The sequence below is a fragment of the Sphingomonas sp. SFZ2018-12 genome, from assembly GCF_022496715.1.
In the GTDB taxonomy this organism is placed as follows: domain Bacteria; phylum Pseudomonadota; class Alphaproteobacteria; order Sphingomonadales; family Sphingomonadaceae; genus Sphingomonas.
In genome coordinates, this window is record NZ_WTFM01000001.1 from 145439 (window position 1) to 169999 (window position 24561).

At 67.9% G+C, this 24561-nt stretch carries 22 protein-coding genes and 1 riboswitch; of the genes, 14 read left to right on the forward strand and 8 right to left on the reverse strand.

Going from position 1 to position 24561, the window contains the following annotated elements:
- The first annotated feature begins 39 nt into the window (after nucleotides 1-39).
- The 3 genes from GO308_RS00755 to GO308_RS00765 all read left to right on the forward strand — a co-directional run bounded on the left by GO308_RS00755 (nucleotide 40) and on the right by GO308_RS00765 (nucleotide 2376).
- Nucleotides 40-1014, forward strand: coding sequence for an alpha/beta hydrolase (locus GO308_RS00755; RefSeq protein WP_240883529.1), 975 nt, complete (start codon nucleotides 40-42; stop codon nucleotides 1012-1014).
- Entirely contained in the window at nucleotides 1011-2129 is a 1119-nt protein-coding gene (locus tag GO308_RS00760; protein ID WP_066550960.1) for an FAD-dependent oxidoreductase, read from the forward strand. Before GO308_RS00755 ends, GO308_RS00760 begins: the two co-directional genes overlap by 4 nt.
- 70 nt (nucleotides 2130-2199) lie before the next feature.
- On the forward strand, nucleotides 2200-2376 hold the full coding sequence (locus GO308_RS00765) for a DUF1508 domain-containing protein (protein WP_082731011.1): 177 nt from the start codon (nucleotides 2200-2202) through the stop codon (nucleotides 2374-2376).
- A 21-nt stretch (nucleotides 2377-2397) separates the two neighbouring features.
- Here the strand turns inward: GO308_RS00765 and GO308_RS00770 are convergent, their stop codons facing one another.
- The 4 genes from GO308_RS00770 to ispH form a co-directional block, all read right to left on the reverse strand.
- Nucleotides 2398-3486 (reverse strand): mannose-1-phosphate guanylyltransferase/mannose-6-phosphate isomerase, encoded by a 1089-nt coding sequence (locus tag GO308_RS00770; protein WP_240883530.1) that lies wholly within the window; start codon nucleotides 3484-3486, stop codon nucleotides 2398-2400.
- 118 nt (nucleotides 3487-3604) lie between these two features.
- On the reverse strand, nucleotides 3605-4075 hold the full coding sequence (gene rnhA, locus GO308_RS00775; RefSeq protein ID WP_240883531.1) for a ribonuclease HI: 471 nt from the start codon (nucleotides 4073-4075) through the stop codon (nucleotides 3605-3607).
- On the reverse strand, nucleotides 4072-5040 hold the full coding sequence (gene thrB, locus GO308_RS00780) for a homoserine kinase (protein ID WP_066481046.1): 969 nt from the start codon (nucleotides 5038-5040) through the stop codon (nucleotides 4072-4074). Before thrB ends, rnhA begins: the two co-directional genes overlap by 4 nt.
- Nucleotides 5041-5058: 18 nt before the next feature.
- Nucleotides 5059-6012: a 4-hydroxy-3-methylbut-2-enyl diphosphate reductase gene (gene ispH, locus GO308_RS00785; protein ID WP_066481044.1), complete on the reverse strand. Its 954-nt coding sequence runs from the start codon at nucleotides 6010-6012 to the stop codon at nucleotides 5059-5061.
- Nucleotides 6013-6149: 137 nt separating this feature from the next.
- On the opposite strand from ispH, the gene GO308_RS00790 reads away from it, so the two are divergent.
- The 6 genes from GO308_RS00790 to GO308_RS00815 all read left to right on the forward strand — a co-directional run bounded on the left by GO308_RS00790 (nucleotide 6150) and on the right by GO308_RS00815 (nucleotide 12326).
- Nucleotides 6150-6800: a hypothetical protein gene (locus GO308_RS00790; RefSeq protein WP_346768949.1), complete on the forward strand. Its 651-nt coding sequence runs from the start codon at nucleotides 6150-6152 to the stop codon at nucleotides 6798-6800.
- Nucleotides 6801-6910: 110 nt separating this feature from the next.
- Nucleotides 6911-7013, forward strand: a riboswitch (glycine riboswitch).
- Nucleotides 7014-7187: 174 nt separating this feature from the next.
- Complete coding sequence (gene gcvT / locus GO308_RS00795) at nucleotides 7188-8435, forward strand: glycine cleavage system aminomethyltransferase GcvT (protein ID WP_240883532.1); 1248 nt, start codon at nucleotides 7188-7190, stop codon at nucleotides 8433-8435.
- Between the two features lie 13 nt (nucleotides 8436-8448).
- Entirely contained in the window at nucleotides 8449-8820 is a 372-nt protein-coding gene (gcvH, locus tag GO308_RS00800; RefSeq protein ID WP_066672433.1) for a glycine cleavage system protein GcvH, read from the forward strand.
- Nucleotides 8821-8917: 97 nt separating this feature from the next.
- On the forward strand, nucleotides 8918-10276 hold the full coding sequence (gene gcvPA / locus GO308_RS00805) for an aminomethyl-transferring glycine dehydrogenase subunit GcvPA (protein ID WP_240883533.1): 1359 nt from the start codon (nucleotides 8918-8920) through the stop codon (nucleotides 10274-10276).
- Nucleotides 10273-11865 carry an aminomethyl-transferring glycine dehydrogenase subunit GcvPB gene (gene gcvPB, locus GO308_RS00810; RefSeq protein WP_240883534.1) on the forward strand — a complete coding sequence of 531 codons (1593 nt, stop codon included), beginning with the start codon at nucleotides 10273-10275 and terminating at the stop codon, nucleotides 11863-11865. The genes gcvPA and gcvPB overlap by 4 nt, the downstream gene beginning before the upstream one ends.
- Before the next feature lie 8 nt (nucleotides 11866-11873).
- Nucleotides 11874-12326 carry an ABA4-like family protein gene (locus tag GO308_RS00815; protein ID WP_066550938.1) on the forward strand — a complete coding sequence of 151 codons (453 nt, stop codon included), beginning with the start codon at nucleotides 11874-11876 and terminating at the stop codon, nucleotides 12324-12326.
- Here GO308_RS00815 and GO308_RS00820 read toward each other — a convergent pair.
- Nucleotides 12296-12763, reverse strand: a complete 468-nt coding sequence (locus tag GO308_RS00820; RefSeq protein ID WP_066550936.1) for an isoprenylcysteine carboxylmethyltransferase family protein — start codon at nucleotides 12761-12763, stop codon at nucleotides 12296-12298. The genes GO308_RS00815 and GO308_RS00820 overlap by 31 nt on opposite strands.
- A gap of 56 nt (nucleotides 12764-12819) precedes the next feature.
- On the opposite strand from GO308_RS00820, the gene GO308_RS00825 reads away from it, so the two are divergent.
- Complete coding sequence (locus tag GO308_RS00825) at nucleotides 12820-13452, forward strand: DUF938 domain-containing protein (RefSeq protein WP_240883535.1); 633 nt, start codon at nucleotides 12820-12822, stop codon at nucleotides 13450-13452.
- Nucleotides 13453-13624: 172 nt separating this feature from the next.
- Here GO308_RS00825 and GO308_RS00830 read toward each other — a convergent pair whose 3' ends face one another.
- Nucleotides 13625-14524: a DMT family transporter gene (locus GO308_RS00830; RefSeq protein ID WP_240883536.1), complete on the reverse strand. Its 900-nt coding sequence runs from the start codon at nucleotides 14522-14524 to the stop codon at nucleotides 13625-13627.
- Nucleotides 14525-14667: 143 nt separating this feature from the next.
- Between GO308_RS00830 and proS the strand changes: the two genes are divergently transcribed.
- On the forward strand, nucleotides 14668-16200 hold the full coding sequence (gene proS, locus GO308_RS00835) for a proline--tRNA ligase (RefSeq protein ID WP_240883537.1): 1533 nt from the start codon (nucleotides 14668-14670) through the stop codon (nucleotides 16198-16200).
- A 111-nt stretch (nucleotides 16201-16311) separates the two neighbouring features.
- Here the strand turns inward: proS and glpD are convergent, their stop codons facing one another.
- Nucleotides 16312-17769, reverse strand: a complete 1458-nt coding sequence (glpD, locus tag GO308_RS00840; protein WP_240883538.1) for a glycerol-3-phosphate dehydrogenase — start codon at nucleotides 17767-17769, stop codon at nucleotides 16312-16314.
- A 77-nt stretch (nucleotides 17770-17846) separates the two neighbouring features.
- Here glpD and GO308_RS00845 point away from each other — a divergent pair, with 77 nt between their 5' ends.
- On the forward strand, nucleotides 17847-20123 hold the full coding sequence (locus GO308_RS00845) for a VacB/RNase II family 3'-5' exoribonuclease (RefSeq protein ID WP_240883539.1): 2277 nt from the start codon (nucleotides 17847-17849) through the stop codon (nucleotides 20121-20123).
- 347 nt (nucleotides 20124-20470) lie between these two features.
- On the opposite strand, the gene GO308_RS00850 is transcribed toward GO308_RS00845, so the two are convergent.
- A complete protein-coding gene (locus tag GO308_RS00850) occupies nucleotides 20471-21397 on the reverse strand; it encodes an AraC family transcriptional regulator (protein ID WP_066670421.1) in 927 nt (308 codons plus the stop codon).
- Between the two features lie 421 nt (nucleotides 21398-21818).
- Here GO308_RS00850 and GO308_RS00855 point away from each other — a divergent pair, with 421 nt between their 5' ends.
- Nucleotides 21819-23243, forward strand: a complete 1425-nt coding sequence (locus tag GO308_RS00855; RefSeq protein WP_240883540.1) for an amidohydrolase — start codon at nucleotides 21819-21821, stop codon at nucleotides 23241-23243.
- A gap of 2 nt (nucleotides 23244-23245) precedes the next feature.
- Nucleotides 23246-24556 (forward strand): amidohydrolase family protein, encoded by a 1311-nt coding sequence (locus GO308_RS00860; protein WP_240885181.1) that lies wholly within the window; start codon nucleotides 23246-23248, stop codon nucleotides 24554-24556.
- The last annotated feature ends 5 nt before the right edge of the window (nucleotides 24557-24561 follow it).

The following is a 24561-nucleotide window of genomic DNA, read 5'->3' on the forward strand; positions in this document are numbered from 1 at the left end:
CCCTAGACGGAACGGCTTTCCAAAACGTAACCACCGTGCATGGCCGATGACCGAACCCTTTGCCGCACGGTGCCCGAGGGCGCCCGGATCGATCGCTGGCGCGCGCCCGACGGGTGGGACCTGCGCCGGTTCACCTGGCCGGCTGCGTCCGATAGCGCGCCGCGCGGCAGCATCCTGTTCCAGGGCGGGCGCGGCGACATTTTCGAGAAATATCTGGAGACGCTCGACCATTGGCATAGGCGCGGCTGGCACGTCACCTCGTTCGACTGGCGTGGGCAGGGCGGATCGGGTCGGCTGACCGACAACCCGCATTGCGGCCATATCGACCGGTTCGAACAGTTCATTGACGACCTGGCGGTGTTCTTTCGGCAGTGGGTGGCACAGACGCCCGCGCCGCATGTCATCATGGGACATTCGATGGGCGGGCACCTGGTGTTGCGCGCGCTCGCCGAGCAACGGATCGCGCCCGCTGCCGCCGTCCTGATCGCGCCGATGCTCGGGCTGCACGGGCCGATCGGCCCGCGCTTCGCCGAATGGCTGGCCCGGCGGCTGGGCGGGGTCGGCAATCCGGCCCGTCCGGCGTGGAAGGGCAACGAGAAGCCCTATACCACCGACACCCGCGCCGCGTTGCTGACCGACGATGCGGATCGTTATGCCGACGAGATCTGGTGGCAGACCGAGAAGCCGGAGCTGCTGACCGGCCCGCCGAGCTGGAACTGGGTGATCGAAGCGTTCGCATCGACCCGCAACCTGCGCGATCCGGCGGTGCTGGGCGGGGTCCGCGTGCCGACGCTGATGCTGATCGCCGACCACGACAAGCTGGTCGATCCCCGCGCGGCCCATGCGACCGCCGCGCGGCTGCCCGACAATCGGGTGGTGCGGTTCGGGCGCGAGTCCGCGCATGAAATCCTGCGCGAGGTCGACGCCGTGCGCAATCGCGCGCTGGCGGAAATTGACCTGTTCCTCGACGCGCGTGCCCGATCCGGGGCTGATTCCGTCGCGGTGATGGCATGACGGCATTCGACGTCGCGATCGTCGGTGGCGGGATCGCCGGGGCGAGCGTCGCGGCGGAACTGGCTCCGCATGCAAGAGTCGTCCTGATCGAGGCGGAGGATCAGCCGGGCTATCACGCCACCGGCCGTTCGGCGGCGTTCTGGTCGGAAACCTATGGCGGGCCGGGGGTTCAACCGCTGACGACCGCGTCGGGGCCCTGGCTGCGCGATCCGCCCGCCGACGTTGCCGATGCCGGCTTCCTGTCGGCGCGCCGCGAACTCTTCATCGGCAGACAGGCCGACGCGCCGCTGATCGACGCCATGGTCGCGACCTTCGCCGACGCCGGACTCATTTTCCAATCGGTCGACCCCGCCGCGTTCGTGCCGGGACTGCGCCCCGACTGGCGGCTGGGGCTGCTCGATCCAAGCTGCTGCGACATCGATGTGGGCGGGCTGCACGGGGCCTATCTGCGCACCGCGCGCCGGCACGGGGTGCACATCCTGACTTCAGCGCGGCTGATCGCGGCCGCTCGGGCGGGCGCGATGTGGCACCTGGAAACGACCGGGGGCACGGTCGCCGCGGGAATATTGGTCAACGCAGCGGGTGCATGGGCGGACGAGGTGGCCGCGCTGGCCGGCGTGCCGCCGGTCGGCATCGCACCGTTGCGACGGACCCTGGCGCAGTTGCGGGTCGAGCCGGGGGCGCCGTCCGACATGCCGCTGATCCGCGACGTACGCGACCAATTCTACTTCAAGCCCGAAGCCGGCGGCCGCATCTGGCTGTCGCCGCACGACGAAATCCCCGATCGGCCGCGCGACGTCGCGCCCGAGGAGATCGACGTCGCAGTGGCGATCGACCGGCTGGAGGCGGCGGTCGACTGGCGGATCGCGGCGGTCGAGCGCCGCTGGGCGGGGCTGCGCAGCTTCGCGCCCGACCGGCTGCCGGTCTATGGCTTTGACGACGCGCGGCCCGGCTTCTTCTGGTTTGCGGGGCAGGGCGGATTCGGCATCCAGACCGCGCCGGCGGCGGCCAAGCTTGCCAAGGCGCTGATCCTGAACGCGACGCCCGAACCGCTGGTGCGCGACGTCGATGCCAGCGCCTATCTGCCCGCCCGGCTGGCGGCTGCGTCGGCATGACCGCCGGTTGACGTCGGCGCCGATTGCGTCGATCCTTCCCGTGCCGAAACGATGAATCGGGGGCGATGCGATGGCGCACAAGTTCGTGATCGAAAAGAACAAGGCCGGCGAGTTCGTCGCCAAGTTCAAATATAATTCGGAACTGATCTGGTGGACCGAGGGCTATGCCTCGAAGGCCAGCGCGCGCAATGCGATCGAGTCCGTCCTGAAAAACGGTCCTGGCGCGCCGGTCGAAGAGGGCGACTGACCGTCATCTTCGATTCACCGGTCAGCCGGTCGGGCTGGACCTTGCGGATCGGTCCGCGACCGCATCGGTCACGCGCTTCACGTCCTGCGACCGTGCGCGCGGCAGGATCAGGATGTCGTCGCCGTCGACGATGACCGCTAGCCCCTCTACCCCGAGAACGGCGACGCGTGCGCCCCCGGCGAGCACCAGGCAGTCGCGGCTGTCGATCGCCACGACATCGCCACGACACACATTCCCGGCGTCGTCGCAGGCGCTGATGCCGTGCAGCGCGTCCCAGCTGCCGACGTCGCTCCATTCCATGCCGACCGGAACCACCGCCACCTGCGGCGCCTTTTCCATCACTGCATAGTCGATCGAGATCGACGGCGCCGACGCGATCGCATGCGCATCCGGGTGCAGCAGCGCGCCATCGGTGCGCGGCACCGCCATTGCCCGGCGCGCGGCATCCGCAACGTCGGGCGCGTGAACATCCAGCGCGTTCAGATAGGCGCTTGCCCGGAACAGAAAGATGCCGCCGTTCCAGGCATGGCCACCGGCAGCGAGCATTGCGTCCGCCCGCTCGCGCGACGGCTTTTCGAGGAAGCGGTTGACGCGGAACGTGCCTTCGCCCAGCGGCGCGCCGATCTCGATCCAGCCATAGCCGGTTTGCGGCGAATCGGGCGTGATCCCGAACGTGACCAGCCAGCCATCGTCGGCCAGGTCGCGCGCGCGCCCGATCGCGGCATGAAACGCTGCGACATCTCGGATGACATGGTCGGACGGCATGACGAGCAGGATCGGGTCACCCTCGACCGCGAGAGCCGCAAGCGCGATGGCCGGCGCGGTGTTGCGCGCCACCGGCTCGAGGATCACCGATGCGGCGTCGACGCCGATCGCAGACAGCTGGGCCGTGACCAATGCCGCATGACCCTGCGCCGCGACAACGATGGGTGCCGCGAAGCCGGCGGAGACCGGCACGCGGTTGACGGTCGCCTGGAGCATCGTCTCGGTGCCGTCGAGGGCAAGGAACTGCTTGGGCATTTCCGGTCGGGAAAAGGGCCATAGCCGGGTGCCCGATCCCCCCGACAGGATAACAGGGGTAATCGGTTCGCGCCCCGGTGAGGATGTCATTGCCCGTCAGACTCCGTGTGTTGCATCGCAGCAGCAACGCTTTGCTGATATGGAAGGTCCCTGGGCGTGTCGAGGGTGCGGCGGCGGCTTCGACCCCGCGCGCGCTCCGATCGCCGCATCATCCGCGCGCCGGCGATGTCCTGCCGGCCGCCACCGCCAGTGCAGCGTCGCTGGCCAGCCGGTCGGCGCGATCATTGTCGGGGTGGCCGGCATGCCCCTTGACCCATTGCCATTCGACGCGATGCGGTTCGGCGACGGCGAGCAGCTGCTGCCACAGTTCGGCATTCTTGACCGGCTTGCGGTCGGCGGTACGCCAGCCATTGCGTCGCCAGCCGTGAATCCATTTGGTCAGGCCGTCCATGACGTAGCGGCTGTCGGTGGTCAGCTTGACCCGGCAAGGCTTGTTGAGCGCGCGCAACGCCTCGATCGCCGCCATCAGCTCCATGCGGTTGTTGGTCGTCAGCGGCTCGCCACCCGACAATTCGCGCTCCTTGTCGCCAAAGCGCAGGATCGCGCCCCAGCCGCCGGGTCCGGGATTGCCCTTGCACGCGCCATCGGTGGCGATCTCGACCAGCGGCAACTCGGTCATGCGAGCGTCCGGGTCAGGCCGGCGAGGTTCGGATCATAGACGCGCAGCCGCCGCCAGAAGGCGAGCGGGTCCTTGCGCGTCACCAGCGCATCGGCAGGCGTGTTGAGCCAGTCCCATGCGCGCGAAAGGGTGAAGCGGATGCACGCGCCGACCGCTAGGTCGCTGAACGCTGCCCGCTCGGCCCCGCTCAGCGGGAAGTGTCGGGCGTATCCGGCGATCAGTGCATCACCGACCGCCGCATCGTGGTGCGTGCCGCTGGCGTCGAACGACCAGGCGGCGTGCATGATCGCCAGGTCGTACAGGCGGATGTCGGTGCAGGCGAAATAGAAGTCGATCAACCCGGTGATCGCGTCGCCCAGCATCAGGACATTGTCGGGAAACAGGTCGGCATGGATGGCGCAGCGGTCAAGCCCATCGCGATCCCAGGTTGCTGCGAGGTCGCCGATCGCGAAGCCGAGATCGTGGTGAAGCCCCGGCGCGATTTCATCCAGGCTGATGCCGCAACGTTCATACAGCGCGCGCCAGGTCGGCTCTCCCATCGAATTGACGCGATCGCCGGTGAAGTCGGCGACGGCGGCGTGCATCCGCCCCATTGCATCGCCCGCCGCCAGTGCCTGGGCCGGGGTGGGGTGGGACAATGACACGCCCTTCAGGAAGCGGATCAGGCAGGCGGGACGCCCGGCCAGTTCATGAATCGCCTGGCCCCGACGGTCCTTGATCGCCGGCGGCACCGGCAGGCCCTTGGCCGCCAGATGATCGAGCAGCGACAGGAAATAGGGCAGGTCGTCCGCCGACACCCGCTTTTCATACAGCGTAAGGATGAAGCGGTCGCGCGTGGTTTCGACCAGGTAATTGCTGTTCTCCACCCCCTCGGCAATGCCCTTGGCCGAGACGAGATCGCCGACATCGAAGCGGGTCAGGAACGCGCCCAACGCCTCCGCGGACACATGGGTATAGACAGCCATCCGGCGCCGCGACGCGCGTCAGGCGGCTTCGAGCCCGCGCGGCAGCCGGAACGCGATCGCCTCGCGCGTCACTTCCACCTCGCGCTCGGTCACATCGAAACGGCTCGCGATCGCATCCACGACTTCGCGAACCAGGATCTCCGGGGCGGACGCACCGGCCGTGATCCCCAGCGTTCGCACCCCGTCGAGCCAGGCGAAATCGAGATCGGCGCCGCGCTGGATCAACCGCGACGGCGTGCCTTCACGCTCGGCGACCTCGACCAGCCGGAGCGAGTTGGACGAATTGGGCGCGCCGATGACCAGCACACGCTCGCATGATGAGGCGATCGCCTTGACCGCCGCCTGGCGATTGGACGTCGCGTAGCAGATATCGTCGGCCTTGGGCGCGAGGATCGCGGGAAAGCGCGCCTGGAGCGCCGCGCAGATCGCCGCGGTATCGTCGACGGACAGGGTGGTCTGGGTCAGGTAGGCGAGGTTTTCCGGATCGGGCACATCGAGCGCCTCGACATCCTCGACCGTTTCGACCAGCGACATGCGGCCGTCGGGCACCTGGCCGAAGGTCCCGATGACTTCGGGATGGCCGGCATGGCCGACGAAGACGATGTGGCGGCCGGCGGCGACCAGGCGCTCGGCCTGGCGGTGGACCTTGGAAACCAGCGGGCATGTCGCGTCGAGATAGGACAACCCGCGTGCCTCCGCCTGGGCGGGCACGACCTTTGGCACGCCATGCGCGGAAAAGACGACGGTAACGCCGTCGGGCACTTCATCCAGCTCGTCGACGAAGACCGCGCCCTTGGCCTTCAGGTTTTCAACGACATAGCGGTTGTGAACGATTTCGTGCCGGACATAGACGGGCGCGCCGTAGCGCGCGATCGCCAGCTCGACGATCTGGATCGCGCGGTCGACCCCGGCACAAAAGCCGCGTGGCGCGGCGATCAGCAGGTCGAGTTGCGGCTTGGCGTCGGTCGTCATGGGCCAGCGTCTACGCGATTGCTTGCGTGGGCGAAAGGCGGTTCCTATGGTGCGCCCCGTTCCGGGCCGGGTGCCGACGCCCCCGGCCTGTCCAGTGTTGCGGCATTCCGCGCCGAGTTTGATGAGGGTTCCTGCCAGTGAAGTTCCGCCCGATTGCGCTTTGTGCCCTCACCGCGATGCTGGTGCTGGGCGGTTGCCGGCGCACCGGCGACCTGGAAGTCGAGGGCGGGGTGGGCGTCACGGCAGTGCGGTCGGCCTGCCCGATCGCCGCGGTGCCCGCGGGTACCGGCGACATCACGCTGTTCAATCCTGCGGGCAGCACCGATTCGCGCGCGATCGACGTGACGGCGATCATCACCAATGTCCGCGCCGAATGTGGTCAGACCGGCAACGAGATCGTCAGCCGCCTGACCTTCGATGTCCAGGGCAGCCGCCTGAACGCAGAAGGTGCGCGTGACGTGACGCTGCCCTATTTCGTGAGCGTCGTCCGCGGCGGCACGCAGGTGGTGTCGAAGCGGGTCGGCAGCGTGACGCTGCGTTTCGCGCCCGGCGAGGCACGCACAACCGCAAAGGGAGACGGAACCGCCGTCATCGACGCGGCCGCCGCCACCCTGCCCGAGGAAGTCCGCGCCGAGCTGACCCGTCGCCGCCGCGCGGGCGATCAGGATGCGGCGATCGACCCGCTGAGCACGCCGGCGGTGCGCCAGGCGGTGCTGAGCGCGACGTTCGAGGCGCTGGTCGGCTTTCAGCTGACCGAGGCGCAGCTGCGCTACAACGTCACGCGCTGAGCGCCGCCGCGCGGCGGTTTGCGCCACGTCGCCGGATTTGCCGCGAATGCCAGATTGACTCGGTTGCTGCGCCGCGTCATGCGTAAGCCCGTCGATGGCGGGCAACCGGCATGGGCCGCGCGGGAGAGCGTGTCGTGACCGGTCACGGGAACGGCGCCGCCGAAGGAGCAACCGCCCCGGAATCTCTCAGGCAGACGGGACCGCGCGGACCAAATCGACACTCTGGAAAGCGCCCCGGACCCGATCCGGGGCCACCGAAGGGGTAACCCGGGTACTCGCCCCGGGGAAAGCTCTCAGGTTCCGTGACAGAGGGGGCGATGCAGACCGTACCGCAGCGGCGGCAGGGATACTGTGTCGATTGTCCTCCTGCCTGCATGGATGTGCCCGATGAGCGATCTCGACCTTCAGGATGCGGATGACGACGCGGCGGTCGCGCTCGACCGGCTGCCGCTCGATGCCTGGCACCGCGCGCGCGGCGGCCGCATGGTGCCGTTCGCGGGCTATGAGATGCCGGTCCAGTATGACGGCATCATGGCCGAGCATCTGTGGACGCGCGAATCCGCCGGGCTGTTCGATGTATCGCATATGGGCCAGCTGGTGATTTCCGGCGAGGGCGCAGCGCAGGCGCTGGAGGCACTGGTGCCCGGCGACATTTCCGCGCTGAAGCCGGGGCGGGTGCGCTACACGCTGCTGCTTGCCGAAAATGGCGGCGTGCTCGACGACCTGATGGTCACGCGGCTGACCCCGGCTTCGTCGCCGTTCGTGTCAAGCGGCGTCGAGACACGCTTCTCGACTTCGCTCGAAGCGAACGGCGAAGTGGGTGGCGCGACAAGCGAGGCGCTTTATCTGGTGGTCAACGGCGCGACCAAATGGGACGACATCGCCCATCTGCGCGAATTCCTGCCCGACGAGATCACGCTCAATCACCTGGACGAGCACGCTCTGCTGGCGCTGCAGGGGCCGAAGGCGGTCGATGCGCTGGCGCGGCTGGGGCTGGTCCCGGTCGCGGTCGAGGGCGCGCCGGTCGAGCGGCTGACCTTCATGCAGGCCGCGACGTATCGCTGGCAGGGCGTCGAGCTGCACGTCTCGCGGTCCGGCTATACCGGCGAGGACGGCTTCGAGATTTCGGTGTCGGCCGATGCCGCGGTGGCGCTCGCCGATGCGCTGTGCGCCGAGCCGGAGGTCAAGCCGATCGGGCTGGGCGCGCGCGATTCGCTGCGGCTGGAGGCCGGCCTGCCGCTTTATGGCCATGACCTCGATCCCGACACGACACCGGTCGAGGCGGACCTGACCTTTGCCTTGTCAAAGAAGCGGCGCGAGGCGGGCGGCTTTGCCGGTGCCGAGCGGATCGCCGCGCAGCTGGCGCAAGGCGCGGCGGTCAAACGCGTCGGCCTGATCGTCGAGGGGCGTCAGCCGGTGCGCGAAGGCGCCGAAGTCGTCGACGCCGACGGCCGCGCGGTCGGCCGCGTCACCTCGGGCGGATTCGCGCCGACGGTCCAGAAGCCGATCGCGATGGCCTATGTGCCCGCCGCGCTGGCGGCTGCCGGTACGGTGGTGACCCTCGCCCAGCGCGGCAAGTCGCACCGCGCCGAAATCGTCGCCATGCCGTTTGTCCCCCATCGTTACGTTCGTTGAGGAGCCCGCCCATATGAGCCGATACTTTACCGAAGACCATGAGTGGATCGATGTCGACGGCGATGTCGCCACCGTCGGTATCACCGATTACGCCCAGGGCCAGCTGGGCGACGTGGTGTTCGTCGAGGTGCCCGAGGAGGGCAAGGAATTCACCAAGGGCGATGACGCTGCGGTCGTCGAATCGGTCAAGGCCGCGTCCGACGTCTATGCGCCGGTGTCGGGCACCGTGCTGGAGGGCAATGCGGCGCTCGAGGAAAATCCCGGGCTGGTCAACGAGGATCCGGAGGGCGACGGCTGGTTCTTCAAGCTGACGCTGAGCGATCCGGCCGAGCTCGACGAGCTGATGGACGAAGGCAAATACGAGGCGTTCGTCGCGAAACTGTGATCCGGCGTCGCCCCGGCGGAGGCCGGGGCTGCTTCGACATCGAAGCACGCGCCCGCTGCTTGCGGCTCCGGCCTCCGCCGGAGCAACGGGAAATCATATGCGTTATTTGCCCCTGACCCCGGCCGACCGCGCCGCCATGCTCGCCACCATCGGTGCGGCCACCATCGACGACCTGTTCGTCGATGTGCCGGCGGAAGCCCAGCTCGACGGCCCGATCCACGGCCTGCCGATGCATGCCAGCGAGATGGCGGTCGAGCGCCATATGAAGGCGCTGGCGGCGAAGAATCTGGTCGCGGGCGATGTGCCCTTCTTCCTCGGCTGCGGTGCCTATCGCCATCATGTCCCGGCCAGCGTCGACCACCTGATCCAGCGCGGCGAATTCCTGACCGCCTATACGCCCTATCAGCCGGAAATCGCGCAGGGCACGCTGCAGATGCTGTTCGAGTTCCAGACTCAGGTCGCGCGCCTGTTCGGCTGTGACGTCGCCAACGCGTCGATGTACGACGGGTCGACCGCGTGCTGGGAGGCGATCACGATGGCGCGCCGGGTGACCCGGAGGGCCAAGGCGATCCTGTCGGGCGGGCTGCATCCGCATTACGTCTCGGTCGCGCGGACGATGGCGAAGTTTACCGGCGACGACGTGGTGACTGCCGTCCCGACGCTCGATCCCATGCCCGACACTGACGACCTGATCGCACGGATCGACGACGATACGTCGTGCGTGGTCGTGCAGTATCCCGATATTCTCGGCCGGATCGGTGACCTGTCCGGGCTGGCGGCGGCATGCCATGCGAAGAAGGCGCTGCTCGTCGCGGTGGTGACCGAGCCGGTGGCGCTGGGCGCGATCCGCAGCCCCGGCGAAATGGGCGCGGACATCGTGGTGGGCGAGGGCCAGTCGCTGGGTGTCGGGCTGCAGTTCGGCGGGCCGTATGTGGGTCTGTTCGCCTGCTCGGAGAAGCTGGTGCGCCAGATGCCCGGGCGGCTGTGCGGCGAGACGGTTGATGCCGATGGCAAGCGCGGCTTCGTGCTGACCCTGTCGACGCGCGAACAGCATATCCGCCGCGAAAAGGCGACGTCGAACATCTGCACCAATTCGGGGCTATGCGCGCTCGCCTTCTCGATCCACATGACGCTGCTGGGCGAGGCGGGGCTGCGCCGGCTGTCGGCGATCAATCACGCGCGTGCGGTGCAGGTGGCCGAGCGGCTGGTCGCGGTGCCCGGTGTCGAGCTGGTCAACAATGCGTTCTTCAACGAGTTCACGGTGCGGCTGCCGGTGACGGCGCGACCGCTGGTCCGCCAGCTCGCCGAACGCCGCATCCTGGCCGGCGTGTCGCTGGGCCGGCTTTATCCCGACGAACACGCGCTCGACCACGGGTTGGTGGTCGCGGTCACCGAAACGGTCACGGACGAGGACATCGACGCCCTGGTGGCGGGCCTGACGGAGGTGCTGGCATGACGATCAACACAAGCGGATGGCGTCCGACCATGGGCGATGGCGGTGCTGCCGGCAGCGCGACCTATACCGGCAACCGCGCGCTGATGCTGGACGAGGCGCTGATCTTCGAGATCGGATCGACCGAGACGACCGGTGTCGACCTGGCCGACGAGCGCGCGGTGAACTCGCGCCTGGCCGGGCTGGATCGCACGCGGCCGATCGGCCTGCCGGGCCTGTCGGAGCCGGAGACGGTGCGCCACTATACCCGGCTCAGCCGCCAGAATTACGCGATCGACCTGGGGCTGTTCCCGCTGGGGTCGTGCACGATGAAGCATAATCCGCGTCTCAATGAGCGGATGGCGCGGCTGCCCGGCTTTGCCGATATCCACCCGCTCCAGCCGATCGACACGGTGCAGGGCGCGCTGGGCGTCATCAACGAACTCGCCTTCTGGCTGATCGACCTGACCGGGATGCATGGCGTGGCCATGAGCCCCAAGGCGGGCGCGCATGGCGAATTGTGCGGCATCCTGTGCATCAAGGCGGCGCTGGAAGCGCGCGGCGAGGGCAATCGCCGCGTCATCCTGGTCCCGGAGAGCGCGCACGGCACCAACCCGGCGACGGCCGCCTTTGCGGGGTTCACGGTCGAGGATATTCCGGCGACGCCGGAGGGCCGCGTCGACGTGGATGCGCTCGAGCAGCGGCTCGGCCCCGATGTCGCGGGGGTGATGATCACCAACCCCAACACCTGCGGCCTGTTCGAGCGTGACCTGAAGCGGATCAGTGACGCGGTGCACGCCGCCGGCGGCTATGTTTATTGCGACGGCGCAAACTTCAATGCGATCGTCGGGCGGGTGCGTCCCGGCGACCTGGGCGTCGACGCGATGCACATCAACCTGCACAAGACCTTCTCCACCCCGCATGGCGGCGGCGGGCCGGGCTCGGGGCCGGTGGTCTTGTCGGAGGCGCTGTCGCCGTTCGCGCCGCTGCCCTACACGGCGCGGACCAAGGACGGGTACATCCACCTGATCGAGGAAGAGCGCGCCGAGGAGTTCTCGAACGAACATTTCGGCGGCCGGCTCAACAGCTTCGGGCGGATGACCGCGTTCCACGGCCAGATGGGCATGTTCACCCGCGCGCTGACCTATATCCTCAGCCATGGCGCGGATGGGCTGAAGCAGGTTGCCGAAGATGCGGTGCTCAATGCCAATTATGTGCTGCGCAGCCTGGAGGACGTGATGGACGCGCCGTTCGCGGCGTCGGGCCCGTGCATGCACGAGGCGCTGTTCAGCGATTCGAACCTGGCCGAGGGTTTTTCGACGCTGGATGTCGCCAAGGGGCTGATCGACGAGGGCTATCACCCGATGACCGTCTATTTCCCGCTGGTCGTCCATGGCGCGATGCTGGTCGAGCCGACCGAGACCGAGAGCAAGGCGGCGCTCGACCAGTTCATCGGCGCGCTGCGATCGGTCGTGCTGCGTGCCAAGGCGGGGGATGCGAGCCTCAAGTCTGCGCCGCATTTCGCGCCGCGCCGCCGGCTCGACGAGACCCAGGCCGCGCGTAAGCCGGTGCTGGCCTGGAAAGACCCCGCGCCCGCCGAAGCGGCGGAATAGGCCGGCCGATGAGCTGGTCCACGCTGTTCGGCATCGCCAATCTGGCGGCGCTGATCGCCTGGGCCATGCTGATCCTGTTGCCTAGTCGGGCGCGGCTGATCCCGGTGCTGCGCTTCGGCGGCGTGGGCGCGATGTGCCTGCTCTATGCAGGACTGGTCGCAACCGCGCTGAGCGGTGGGTTCGGGCCGAGCGACGGGCCGGCGCCTGATTTCTCGACCATCGCCGGCGTGCGCGCGATTTTTGCGACCGATGGCGGCGTGGTGACGGGCTGGCTGCACTATCTGGCGCTCGATCTGTTCGCCGGGCTGTGGATTGCGGAGGACGCTGACCGGCGCGGCTTTCCGCGCTGGGGGCAGGCGCCGGTGCTGCTCGTCACCTTTCTGGCGGGACCCGCCGGGCTGCTGATCTGGTTCGGGATCCGCGCCGTGCGTCAGAACCAGCGGGGCACGCGCGCCTTGTAGGCGAGGTAGCCGTCGCCGAACTTGGCGGTCAGATAGGCTTCCTCACGCGCGATCACGAAGGCGTGGATCAGCGCCATCGCCACCGGCACCAGCAGCACCCCCGCCACGCTGTCGAACAGGATCGCCAGCCCTGCCTGCGCCGCCGCCATGCCGAGATACATGGGATTGCGCGTTGCGGCATAGACGCCGTCGGCGACGATCGCGCTGGTTTCGACCCAAGGCTCCGGCCGGGTGCCCGCACGCCGGAACAGGCCGATCGCCATGCCAATGATCACCAGCCCACCCACCGCCACGATCACGCCCGCCGCCCAGCGCAGCGTCCAAACCAGCCCGAAGCTGCCGACCAGCGGATCAAGCGCGAGGCCGATCAGCAGCATCCCGATAAAGACCAGGGGCGGCGGAAAGCGCACCCCTGCCGAATCACTGCTTTTCGCCATTGCCTGCTCCCCACCTGTCGCCGCATTGAAGCGCCAAGCCGCCAAAAGGACAAGCAATGGCCGACTCGCTGCCCTGGATCGTCGCCGAAGCCGGAACCGAGGCGCGCAAGCATGCGCCCGCGACGCTGCGCAACCGCGAGCCGATCGCCGATGCGCTCGCCGATCTGCTGCCCGCATCGGGCACGGTGCTGGAAATCGCTTCGGGCAGCGGCGAGCATGTCGCCTATCTGGCGGGCCGCTATCCGGCCCTGCGCTGGCAGCCGAGCGATCCCGATCCGGCGGCGCTGGCTTCGATCGCGGCATGGTGCGAAGGACTGAAAAATGTCGCGGTGCCGCTCGAACTCGACGCCGCCGCGCCGGTCTGGCCGACCGCGGCGGCGGACGCGATCTTCTGCGCCAACATGGTCCATATCGCGCCGTGGGAAGCGGCGCTGGGGCTGATCGCGGGCGCGGGGCGCTTGCTGGCACCGGGCGCGCCGCTCATTCTCTATGGTCCGTTCACGCGCGCCGATGTACCGACCGCGCCGTCCAACCTGGCGTTCGACGAATCGCTCAGGTCGCGCGACCCCCGATGGGGCCTGCGCGCGGTCGAGGCGATGGACGCGGTGGCCGACCAGCACGGCCTGGCGCGCGAACGACTGATCGAGATGCCGGCGAATAATCTGATGCTGGTGTGGCGGCGGGGGTAGGAGGGGTCGGTTTCGAGCTGGCTCTAGCCGACAGACTGTTACTCGAGGAAAAGGAGAAATCTCCGCTCATCCTGAGTAGCGACCGAGCGAGGCCGAAGCGGCTGCTCAGGATGAGCGGGATGTGCATGACAGTTAGGAGGTGGCGTGACGAGCGAAGCTAGCTCACGCACCCTCATCCCCCCACCGGCGGCGTCGTTGCCCGCCGCAACCTGTGTTCGCGCCAGACGATATAGAGCCCGCTCGCGACAATGATCGGCGCGCCGATCGCGGTGCTGATGCCGGGCAGCGCGGCGAAGATCAGCCATCCATAGAGCGTCGACCAGATCAGGCTGGAATAATCCATCGGCACGACAGCGGAGACGGGCGCGAAGCGCAGCGCCGCGGTCAGCGCGATCTGGCCGATGCCGCCGACGATGCCGATCGCGGCCAGGATCGCGAAGGTCAGCGTGTCGTGCGCCGCGGCGACCATTGTATAGGCGATGCCGAGCGGCGGCAGCGACAAGAGCGAGAACCAGAACACCGTGGTGCCCGCGGCTTCGGTCCGGCCGAGCTGGCGCAGCTGGATCGACACGATCGCGACCAGCAACGCCGCGGTCAGCCCGATCGCCGCGTCGCTGGCAGCGACCCCGCCCGCGCTGCCCGGGTGTGCGACGATCAGTACGCCGATGAAGCCGACGATCACCGCGCCCCAGCGATGCACCCCGGTCGGCTCGCGCAGCACCAGCGCCCCCAGGATCGTCGCGAAAATCGGAACGGTGAATGAAAAGGTCGTCGCTTCCGCCAGCGGCAGCACGATCACCGCCAGGAAATTGAACACCATGCCGCTCAGCCCGACGATCGTGCGCCCGGCATGCGCGCCGATGCGGCGGGTGGAGATGCCGCGCAGACCTTCCGCCCCCGCCGCGATGAAGATCAGCACGATCGGCAGCGACGCGAGCTGGCGGAAGAAGAGGATTTCGGCGAGGTGCGCGCCGCGCAGCTCAACCAGCTTGATAAGCGCGCCCATCGTGGCGAGGCACAGGACCGCGATCAGGCGCAGGCCAAGGCCGGTCAGGATGCGGTCGGCGGGCATTGTCTGGGCCTTGGGACTCTGTTCAGCTTTGCTGAGCGGGCCGGGTCCGCATCGGTTCAGCGTGCTGACACACCTCCTAGGCGGATCGGCCGGACCGAACAACCCGCTTGCCCCGCGCGGCCATGGCGTTAATCCCCGCGGGCATGATCAAGCACGCTTTGCCCGTCACCCGCCAGGCCGATTTCGCCGCCTGGTATCAAGCCGTCATTTCCGAAGGCGACCTGGCCGAGGAATCGGGGGTGCGCGGCTGCATGGTGATCCGGCCGTGGGGCTATGGCATCTGGGAACGCATCCAGCGACTGCTCGACGATCGCATCAAGGCGACGGGGCACGAGAATTGCTATTTCCCGCTGTTCATTCCGCTCTCTTATTTCGAGAAGGAAGCCGAGCATGTCGACGGCTTCGCCAAGGAAATGGCGGTCGTCACCCATCACCGGCTGATCCAGCAGGACGGGCGGCTGGTGCCCGACCCCGCCGCCAAGCTGGAGGAGCCTTTGGTCGTCCGCCCGACCAGCGAGACGGTGATCGGCGCGGCCTTCAGCCGCTGGATCCAGTCTTGGCGCGACCTGCCCGTCCTCATCAACCAATGGGCCAATGTCGTGCGCTGGGAAATGCGCACCCGCATGTTCCTGCGCACCAGCGAGTTTCTGTGGCAGGAGGGGCATACCGCGCACGCCAGCGAAGCCGAGGCGCGCGAAGAGACGATGAAGATGCTGGAGGTCTATCGCAGCTTCGCCGAGGAGTGCGTCGCGCTGCCGGTGGTCGCGGGTGAAAAGCCCGAGCATGAGCGTTTTCCGGGCGCGGTCGCGACCTATTCGATCGAAGCGATGATGCAGGACGGCAAGGCACTGCAGGCCGGGACCAGCCATTTTCTGGGCACCAATTTCTCGGCTGCGCAGAATATCCGCTTCCAGAATGCCGAAGGGCAGCTGGAACTGGCGCAAACGACCAGCTGGGGCATGTCGACCCGCATGATCGGCGGGCTGATCATGGTGCACGGCGACGATGACGGCCTGCGCGTGCCGCCGCGCGTCGCGCCGTGGCAGGTGGTGATCGTGCCGATGCTGCGCGACGGGCCGGAGGATGAGGCGGTGCTCGCCTATTGCCGCGAGCTGCAGGCCGAGCTGGCCGCGCTGTCGGCGTTCGGCGAGCCGGTGCGCGCGCTGCTCGACCAGCGGCCGGCCAAGGCGGCGGTCAAGCGCTGGGGCTGGGTCAAGAAGGGCGCGCCAGTGATCGTCGAGGTCGGCGGGCGCGACGTGGCGGGCGGCAATGTGTCGGTCGTGCGGCGCGACCGGCTGTATCGCGACGACGGCAAGCTCGACAGCGCGATCCTTGCGCGCGGCGATTTTGTGGGCGGCGCGGCGGCGATGCTGGCCGATGTCCAGCAGTCGCTCCACTCACAAGCCCGGGCGCGGATGGACGCGAACATCCGCCGCGACGTCACCGACTTCACCGCGATCGAGGCGCATTTCGCCGAGGGCAACCGCTATCCCGGCTGGGTCGAGGTGAGCTGGTGCCGCCCGACCGGCGCGGAGCTGGACCAGGTGGTTGAGCGGCTGAAGGCGCTGAAGCTGACGGCGCGCAACGTGCCGAGCGATGCTGAACCGGCCAGCGGTACCTGCATCTTCACCGGCGAGCCGGCAGTCGAACGGATCCTGATCGCCCGCGCCTATTGATCGTCGCCCCGGCACAGGCCGGGGCCGCTGGCAGTGGCGCGCGACGTGGTGAGCGGTCCCGGCCTCCGCCGGGACGACAAGGGGTCGCTCGGCACTCGGCGCGATGGCTGCTTATAGCGAAGCGTCGCTGAACCACGCCTCGACCGCCGCGCGCTGGTCGGCGGACATCACCAGTCCCAGCTTGCTGCGGCGATCGAGCGCGTCGGCGGCGTCGTGCGCCCATTCGCGCGCCCGCATCCAGTGCAGCTCGACCTCGGTCAGGCCATGGCCGAAATCGCGGCCCATCGCAGCCTCGCTGTCGACGCCGTCCAGCATCTCGATCAGCATCGCGCCATAGGCGCGCGCCATGCGATCCGACCGCGGATCGCCCAGGAATGGAAAGCGCCGTCGCACGTCGGCAAGAAAGGTGTCGAACCTGCCAATGTCGCCGCCGGGCAGCGGGCGGGTGCGCGACACCGGCCGGAAGGTCGTGCCGATCGTCGAGGCGAGTTTGCCCATCGCTTCCTCGGCCAAATGGCGCGCGGTCGTGATCTTGCCGCCGAATACCGACAGCAGCGGCGGGCCGCTCGTGTCGAGTTCGAGCACATAGTCGCGGGTGATTTCCGACGCGGCGTCGGCACCGTCGTCATAGAGCGGGCGCACCCCCGACCAGGCGGAGGTCACGTCGGCCGGCGTGATCTGGCGCGTGAAATAGCGGTTCACCGCCGCGCACAGATAGTCGATCTCGTCGCCGTCGATCACCGCGTCTTCGGGCGCGTCGACCGGCACGTCGGTGGTGCCGATTTCGGTGAAGCGGTCGAGATAGGGGATGGCGAAGACGATCCGCCGGTCGGGCTGTTGCAGGATATAGGCGTGGTCGCCGTCATACAGGCGCGGCACGACGATGTGGCTGCCCTTGACCAGCCGCACGCCGGCGGCAGCATTGACGCCGAGCCGCGCAAGCGTGCTCGCCACCCACGGCCCGGCGGCGTTGACGATGGCGCGTGCCGTGACGCCGTGCCCATCCGACAGCTCGGCACGCCATAATTCGCCTTCGCGCCGTGCGCTAACCAGCGCGGTGCGGGTTTGCACCGTCGCGCCGCACGCCGCCGCGTCCATCGCATTGAGCAGGGTCAGGCGCGAATCGTCGACCCAGGCGTCCGAATAGACGAAGCCTTTGCCCGGGCGTTTGAGCGGCGCGCGATAGGCGATGTCGGCGGCGCGCAGGCCGCGCGACTTGGCCAGCGTCGATTTGCCGCCGATCCGGTCATAGAGCACCAGCCCCAGCCGGATCATCCACCACGGCCGCAACTGGTGCTCATGCGGCAGCACGAACGCCATCGGGTGGATGAGGTGCGGGGCGATCGCCACGAGCCGCTCGCGTTCGGCCAGCGCCTCGGCGACAAGCTTGAACTCATATTGCTCGAGATAGCGTAACCCACCATGGATCAGCTTGGTCGACGACGACGACGTGTGGCTGGCCAGGTCGTCGCGCTCGACCAGCAGCACCTTCAGCCCGAGCAACGCCGCCTCGCGCGCGATCGCGCAACCGTTGATGCCGCCGCCGATGATGAGCAGGTCGTGGGTCACATGCCCTCTATTATCATACAAATAATTGCTGACAATCTGGACTGTGGATCAGGGGCCATCTGTGCCACTAGCGGCATATGTCCAGCCGCAGCAACCTGCCGACCCGCCAGCAGATCATGGATTTCATCGCGTCGAGCGACCAGCCGGCGGGCAAGCGCGAGATCGCGCGCGCGTTCGCGCTGCGTGGGCCGGACAAGATCGCGCTCAAGGCGCTGCTGAAGGACATGAGCGACGAGGGGCTGATCGACGTGGCACCCGGCCGCGCCTTTCACAAAATGGGCGGGCTGCCCAAGGTGACGGTCCTGCGCATCGTCGACGTCGACGACGGCGGCAATGTGTGGGCGATGCCCGAACGCTGGGAAGCCGAAGGCGTGCCCGAACCGCGCGTGCGCATTCGCGAGCGCGGGCGTTCGGCGCTGGCGCCGGGCGACCGGGTGCTGGCGCGAACCGAGGAAGCCGGCAAGGGCTGGATCGCGCACCCGATGAAGAAGCTGGCGCGCGGCGAGGCGCTGATGCTGGGCGTCGTCCATGCCGAAGGCGGCAAGCACTGGTTGCAAGGCGTCGAGAAGAAGGAGCGCCGCGACTTCCCGATCTCCGACCTGGGCGGCGCCGAGGTCGGCGACCTGGTGCTTGCGGAACGGGCGGGACGACCGCCACGCATGACGGCCAAGGTCGTCGAACGGCTCGGCGATCCGTTCGCGCCGCGCAGCTTCTCGCTGGTCGCGATCCACAAGCACGGCATTCCCAACGTCTTTTCCGACGAGCTGCTGGCGGAGGCCGGGGAGTCGGCGGCGCGCGAGCTGGGCGAGGGGCGTGAGGATCTGCGCGCGCTGCCGATCGTCGCGATCGACCCGGCCGATGCGCGTGACCATGACGATGCGGTCTGGGCCGCGCCCGACGATGATCCGGGCAACCCCGGCGGCTGGCGCGCGATCGTCGCGATTGCCGATGTCAGCTTCTATGTCCGCCCCGGCTCGCTGCTCGACCGCGAAGCGCGCAAGCGGGGCAATTCGGTCTATTTCCCCGACCGCGTGGTGCCGATGCTGCCCGAAATCCTGTCGGCGGACGTGTGTTCGCTCAAGGAGGGCGTCGATCGCGCGGCGCTGGCCTGTCACCTGCAGGTGTCGGCGGCGGGGGCGCTCAAATCCTGGCGGTTCAGCCGGGCGGTGGTGCGGATCGTGGCCAACATCGCTTACGAGGACGCGCAGGCGGTGATGGATGGGGATGGGGCGGTGCCAGCAGCGCCGCGTCAGATGGATGACTCCCATCCCAACCCCTCCCCTGAAGGGGAGGGGCTTAAAGATATTCTCTCCCCGCTGTGGGACTGCTGGCACGCGCTCAACAAGGCGCGGGAGGCCCGCGCGCCGCTCGACCTCGACCTGCCCGAGCGGCGAATCATACTGGACGAGAAGGGCCGGATCCTGTCGGTCGCGCCGCGCGAGCGCCTCGACGCGCACAAGCTGATCGAGGATTACATGATCGCCGCCAATGTCGCTGCCGCCAAGGCGCTGGAGGCGAAAAAGGCACCCGTCATGTATCGTATCCACGAACCGCCGGCGCGTGAGAAGCTCGTCGCGCTCAAGGACTATCTCAAGACCTTCGACATCGAATTCGCACTCGGCCAGGTGATCCGTCCCGCGACGTTCAACCACATTCTCGGCAAGGTCGCGGAGGCGGATCATCGCGCACAGGTGATGGAGCAGGTGCTGCGCACCCAGACCCAGGCCTATTACGGCCCCGCCAATCATGGCCATTTCGGGTTGGCGCTGGGAAGCTATGCGCATTTCACTTCGCCGATCCGCCGCTATGCCGACCTGGTCGTGCATCGCGCGCTCGTCGCCGCCCATGATCTCGGGCCGGGCGGGCTGGTGCCCGAGGATGCGGAAATGGTGCGCATCGGCGAGGTCATCAGCGGGCTGGAACGCCGCGCGATGGAGGCGGAGCGCGAGACGATCGACCGCTACGTCGCGGCCTATCTGTCCGAACATGTCGGGTCGGTGATGGACGCGCGGATCACCGGGGTGCAGAGCTTCGGCTTCTTTGCGACGATCGAGGGGGTGGGCGGCGACGGGCTGGTCCCGGCGCGCGACCTGGGCCGCGAATATTTCCGCTATGACGAAACCCGCCAGCAGTTGGTCGGTGACGAAACCGGCGCTGCTTTCGCGCTCGGCCAGCGCCTTTCGCTCCGCCTGGTCGAGGCCAATCCGGTGTCGGGTGCGCTCCGTTTCGAACTGCCCGACGGCAAGGGATCGGGATCGGATGCCGGCCGGCCCGGGCGCGGCCCGCGTGGTCCGCGCGAGCTGAAACGCCGCGGCCGGCCTGCGAACATCCGGCATCAGGGCCGCAAGCGGTAGCGCAGGATGAAACCGGACGGTCTTGACCGGCTCATCCTGAGAGGCTGCTGAGCTTGTCGATACCGGCCCGTTCGCTAAGCTTACTCCTTGCTCGGAGCGCGTGTTCTGCTCGCTGCGATTCAGGAATATTCCCGTCACCCCGAGCTTGACCCGGGGTCTCTCTGTTTCTTGCGCCGGATCAGGCAGCGGGACCCCGGCTCAAGGCCGGGGTGACGATGGAGAGATGGCGAGCTTTTGTAAAAGCCTTCATTCCCGGCCAGCGTCTCAAAAATTGCGCGGATCGATGGGATGTCACCCGATTTTGCGCCGCACCGTTTCAGTCCGGCTGAGCCAGACCGCAAACGCGCTCAGCGCGACGATTCGCGGCGATAAAAGCTGGGCGAGATGCCGAATTCGCGCCGGAACAGCCGCGACAGCGTCTGTGGCGTCTCGTAGCCGACCGCCGTCGCAATCTCGATGACCGGCAGGTCGGTTTCCACCAGCATCTCGCAGGCTTTTTCCAGTCTCCGCCGGATCTGGTAGCGGTGTGGCGGATCGCCCACCGACTGCTTGAACGCACGCGCGAAATGAAAGGGCGACAGGCCGGCGATCGCCGCGAGTTCGTTGAGCGCGATCGTCTCGTTCAGCCGCTCATGGATATATTCGGTGGTGCGCCGGATCTGCCAGCCGGCCAGCCCGCCCTTCCGCACGATGGTGCGCGGCATGGGCTCGCCGCGCTCGTTGGCGATGCGCGCCAGCGCCAGCACGAGCACGGTGATCAGTGCATCCCAGGCGAGCCGCGAAGGCGGCTGTTCGCGGTCGAGCAGCTCGATCGCATATTCGCCGAGCTGGGCGATCAGCGGATGGGCAAAGCCGATCATGCTGTCAAAGCTCGGCACATGCTCCATGCCGTCGCGCAGGCAGATTTCGGCGATCAGCGAGCGTTCGAGCTGGATATGCAGATTGTCGTCGGTCGCCTGGTCGCGCAGCGCCCACCATGACGGGTTGCTGGCCGGAATGATGGCAAACGCGCCGGGGCCGCGCGCGCCGCGCAATGCTTCATCGGCCACCGCGGCGTCGAGGCTGATGCTCGTGCGCCAGATCAGCAGCGCCACCATCTCATTGGCGCGTGCCTCCAGATCCTGGCTCGCCTGCTGGGCGCTGCCGTCGTCGAGCAGCACGCTGACCCCGTTGTGATGCCGGACGATCTTGGTGTTGAGCGGTTCGACGTGGCGCGCACGATCGAAAGCGGTCATGCCGATGTCGAACACGGCGGATGCGGCAGAGTCGCGCATCCTCATGCGCACCCGGCGGCGAGCGTGTCGGCGCAATCATGTCCGTCCGTCTGCATTGACCGCATCCTGCTTTCGCGATCCGACTGTCGGATCGAAACGCGAACCCATCGCCACATCCGATTTTCGGCGATGACTGTCCAAATTTTTGGACATATTCGATGTCAATTATCATTGTCGCTCGTTACGGGTCTGGCTGCAAGTGAAATCACCGGCCCGGCTGCACGGTTCTTGCGCCAGATTGGGGCTTTCGCCTCGGAGCGTGGTGGTCAGCGCGTGCGGGTGGGCCCTGCCGACGGCCGCGCGCGGCAAGTTGTCGATTTACACGAGCCGCGTTTCGATCCTACCTATCGGGGCCGTGTGGCAGCGCGCGACCGTCGCGATCCTGCCAGGCAACGGTGTTTGAAGGGGGAGGAGAAAAGCGGTGAAACGCAACATCATGCTGCTGGCGGGGGCGACCATGCTCGCCGCGTGCGCCGCGCAGGGCGGGGAAGCGAAGTCGGCATCGGCCGCGCCCAAATCGTCGAAGCCCGCACCCGGAAAAGGCAAGGGGTTCGACCACAATCCGTTCCCGTCGACCTATCGCGTCTATCCCGGCGTGCCGACCCTGATCACCAACGTGACCATCCTGGATGGCGAGGGCGCGCGGATCGACAATGGCGCGGTCCTGTTCCGCGACGGCAAGGTGGTCGCGCTGGGCCAGCAGATCGCCGCGCCGGAGGGCGCAACGGTCATCGACGGCCGGGGCAAATGGGTAACGCCGGGCATCATCGATGTGCACAGCCATCTGGGCGACTATCCGACCCCGGCGGTGCAGGCGCATTCCGACGGCAACGAGGCGACCGGTCCGGTGACGGCGGAGGTCTGGGCCGAACACAGCGTCTGGCCGCAGGACCCGGGTTTCTCCCGCGCGCTCGCCAATGGCGGGGTGACGACGCTCCAGATCCTGCCCGGATCGGCCAATCTGTTCGGCGGGCGCTCGGTCACGCTCAAGAACGTCTATGCCCGCACGATGCAGGGGATGAAGTTCCCCGGCGCCCCCTATGGCCTGAAAATGGCGTGCGGCGAGAACCCGAAGCGCGTCTATGGCGCCAAGGGCCGTATTCCGTCGACGCGCATGGGCAATGTCGCGGTCGATCGCCAGACCTGGGCCAAGGCGCAGGAATATGACCGCAAGTGGGATAAATATGAGGAGGAGGGCGGCGACGCGCCCAGCCGCGACATCCAGATGGATACGCTGCGCGGCGTGCTTGATGGCGAAATCCTGGTCCACAACCACTGCTATCGCGCTGACGAAATGGCCGTCGTCATGGATATGGCCAAGGAGTTTGGCTACAAGGTGCGCGCGTTCCATCACGCGGTCGAAAGCTACAAGATCGCCGACCTGCTGAAGGCCAATGAGGCGTGCTCGGCGGTGTGGGCCGACTGGTGGGGCTTCAAGATGGAATCCTACGATGCGATCGGCGAGAATCTGGCGATCCTCGACAAGGAAGGCGCGTGCGCGATGATCCATTCGGACGACGCGAACGGCATTCAGCGCCTCAACCAGGAAATCGCCAAAGTGGTGAAGTCGGCCGAACGCGCCGGCATCGCGATCAGCAAGGAACGCGCCTGGACCTGGGTCGGCATCAATGCGGCGCGCGCGCTGGGCGTCGACCAGATGACCGGCAGCCTGCGGCCCGGCAAGATGGCCGACATCGTGCTGTGGAACGGCGATCCGTTCAGCATCTACACCCGGCCGGAACGGGTGTGGATCGACGGCGCGCTGATGTTTGACGCGAATAATCCAAAGATGCGGCCGGTGTCCGATTTCGAACTGGGCCAGCCGGGCGAGGGGGATGTGAAGTGACGATGCGAACCACCCTCATGCGCTTGGCCGGCAGTGCGCTGGCCCTTGCTGCGTTCCCCGCGGCCGCACAGACGGTCGCGATCACCAACGCCAAACTGGTCGTCGGCGACGGCTCCGCCCCGATCGAAGGCGGCACCGTCGTGATCCGCGACGGCCGGGTCGTCGCGGCGGGTGCCGGTGTCGCCGCGCCGGCGGGGATGCGCGTCATCGACGCAGGTGGCCGGTGGGTATCGCCGGGCATCGTCGCGGGTTTTTCGCGGGTCGGGCTGGTCGATGTCGACGGCGTGCGCGAAACCGACGACAGCGCCGCCGCCGATTCGGTGTTCAACGCCAGTCTGGACATCGCCCCGGCGGTCAACTGGCGCGGGCAGGCGATCACGCTCAACCGCAGCGAAGGCATTACCCGCGCGGTGATCGTGCCCGACACCGGGGCGTCGATCTTTGGCGGACAGGGCGCGATGATCGATCTGGGCAACGACACCAGCCCGATCACGCGCGCCAGGCTGTTCCAGTTCATGGAATATGGCGTGGCGGGCGCGCGTACCGCGGGCGGCAGCCGCCCGGCGGCGATCGCGATGTTCCGGAACGCGTTGTTCGAGGCGCGCGACTATGCGCGCAATCCCGCGAGCTTCAACGATCGCGGCAAGGACGCGCTGCTGACCCGCGCCGACGCCGCCGCGCTCGTGCCGGTGGTGAACGGTCAGCAGAAGCTGCTGATCAAGGTCGATCGCGCGCTCGACATTCAGGTCGTGCTCGGCCTGAAGCGCGAGATGCCCGCGCTCGACATCGTGCTGGTCGGTGCGGTCGAAGGCTGGATGGTCGCGCGCGAGATCGCGGCTGCCGGCGTGCCGGTGATCGCCAACGCGCTCGCCGATCTGCCCGCCGATTTCGACCAGCTGGGCGCGACCCAGTCCAATGTCGGGCGGATGGTCGCGGCAGGGGTCACGGTCGCCATCGGCAATGTCGACGACAATGAAGCGCGCCAGGCACGGCATGTGAAGCAGTTCGCCGGCAACCTCGTCGCGCTGACCCGCGTCCCCGGTGCGACCGGGCTCGACTGGGGCCAGGCGTTCGCGACGATCAGTTCGAAGCCCGCGGAGATCATGGGCATGGGCGGCGAATTGGGCTCGCTGCGCCCGGGGCGGCGCGGCGATGTCGTGATCTGGGACGCCGATCCGCTGGAAATCGGCGCGACGCCGACCGCGGTTTTCATCGACGGGGTCGAACAGCCGCTGGGCAACCGCCAGTTGCGCCTGCGCGACCGCTATCTCGATCCCAAGGAAGGCGCGCTGCCCAAGGCGTACCAGCACTGAGCGGC

Bases quoted from the DNA above. Each gene is read 5' to 3' on its own strand.
- GO308_RS00760 (WP_066550960.1), top strand. From the start codon at position 1,011: ATGACGGCATTCGACGTCGCGATCGTCGGTGGCGGGATCGCCGGGGCG.
- GO308_RS00860 (WP_240885181.1), top strand. From the start codon at position 23,246: ATGCGAACCACCCTCATGCGCTTGGCCGGCAGTGCGCTGGCCCTTGCT.
- gcvPA (WP_240883533.1), top strand. From the start codon at position 8,918: ATGCGTTATTTGCCCCTGACCCCGGCCGACCGCGCCGCCATGCTCGCC.
- ispH (WP_066481044.1), bottom strand. From the start codon at position 6,012: ATGACGACCGACGCCAAGCCGCAACTCGACCTGCTGATCGCCGCGCCA.
- rnhA (WP_240883531.1), bottom strand. From the start codon at position 4,075: ATGACCGAGTTGCCGCTGGTCGAGATCGCCACCGATGGCGCGTGCAAG.
- GO308_RS00765 (WP_082731011.1), top strand. From the start codon at position 2,200: ATGGCGCACAAGTTCGTGATCGAAAAGAACAAGGCCGGCGAGTTCGTC.
- gcvH (WP_066672433.1), top strand. From the start codon at position 8,449: ATGAGCCGATACTTTACCGAAGACCATGAGTGGATCGATGTCGACGGC.
- thrB (WP_066481046.1), bottom strand. From the start codon at position 5,040: ATGGCTGTCTATACCCATGTGTCCGCGGAGGCGTTGGGCGCGTTCCTG.
- proS (WP_240883537.1), top strand. From the start codon at position 14,668: ATGATCAAGCACGCTTTGCCCGTCACCCGCCAGGCCGATTTCGCCGCC.
- gcvT (WP_240883532.1), top strand. From the start codon at position 7,188: ATGAGCGATCTCGACCTTCAGGATGCGGATGACGACGCGGCGGTCGCG.
- GO308_RS00830 (WP_240883536.1), bottom strand. From the start codon at position 14,524: ATGCCCGCCGACCGCATCCTGACCGGCCTTGGCCTGCGCCTGATCGCG.
- GO308_RS00820 (WP_066550936.1), bottom strand. From the start codon at position 12,763: ATGGCGAAAAGCAGTGATTCGGCAGGGGTGCGCTTTCCGCCGCCCCTG.
- GO308_RS00850 (WP_066670421.1), bottom strand. From the start codon at position 21,397: ATGCGCGACTCTGCCGCATCCGCCGTGTTCGACATCGGCATGACCGCT.
- GO308_RS00845 (WP_240883539.1), top strand. From the start codon at position 17,847: ATGTCCAGCCGCAGCAACCTGCCGACCCGCCAGCAGATCATGGATTTC.
- GO308_RS00755 (WP_240883529.1), top strand. From the start codon at position 40: ATGGCCGATGACCGAACCCTTTGCCGCACGGTGCCCGAGGGCGCCCGG.
- GO308_RS00815 (WP_066550938.1), top strand. From the start codon at position 11,874: ATGAGCTGGTCCACGCTGTTCGGCATCGCCAATCTGGCGGCGCTGATC.
- gcvPB (WP_240883534.1), top strand. From the start codon at position 10,273: ATGACGATCAACACAAGCGGATGGCGTCCGACCATGGGCGATGGCGGT.
- GO308_RS00770 (WP_240883530.1), bottom strand. From the start codon at position 3,486: ATGACATCCTCACCGGGGCGCGAACCGATTACCCCTGTTATCCTGTCG.
- GO308_RS00825 (WP_240883535.1), top strand. From the start codon at position 12,820: ATGGCCGACTCGCTGCCCTGGATCGTCGCCGAAGCCGGAACCGAGGCG.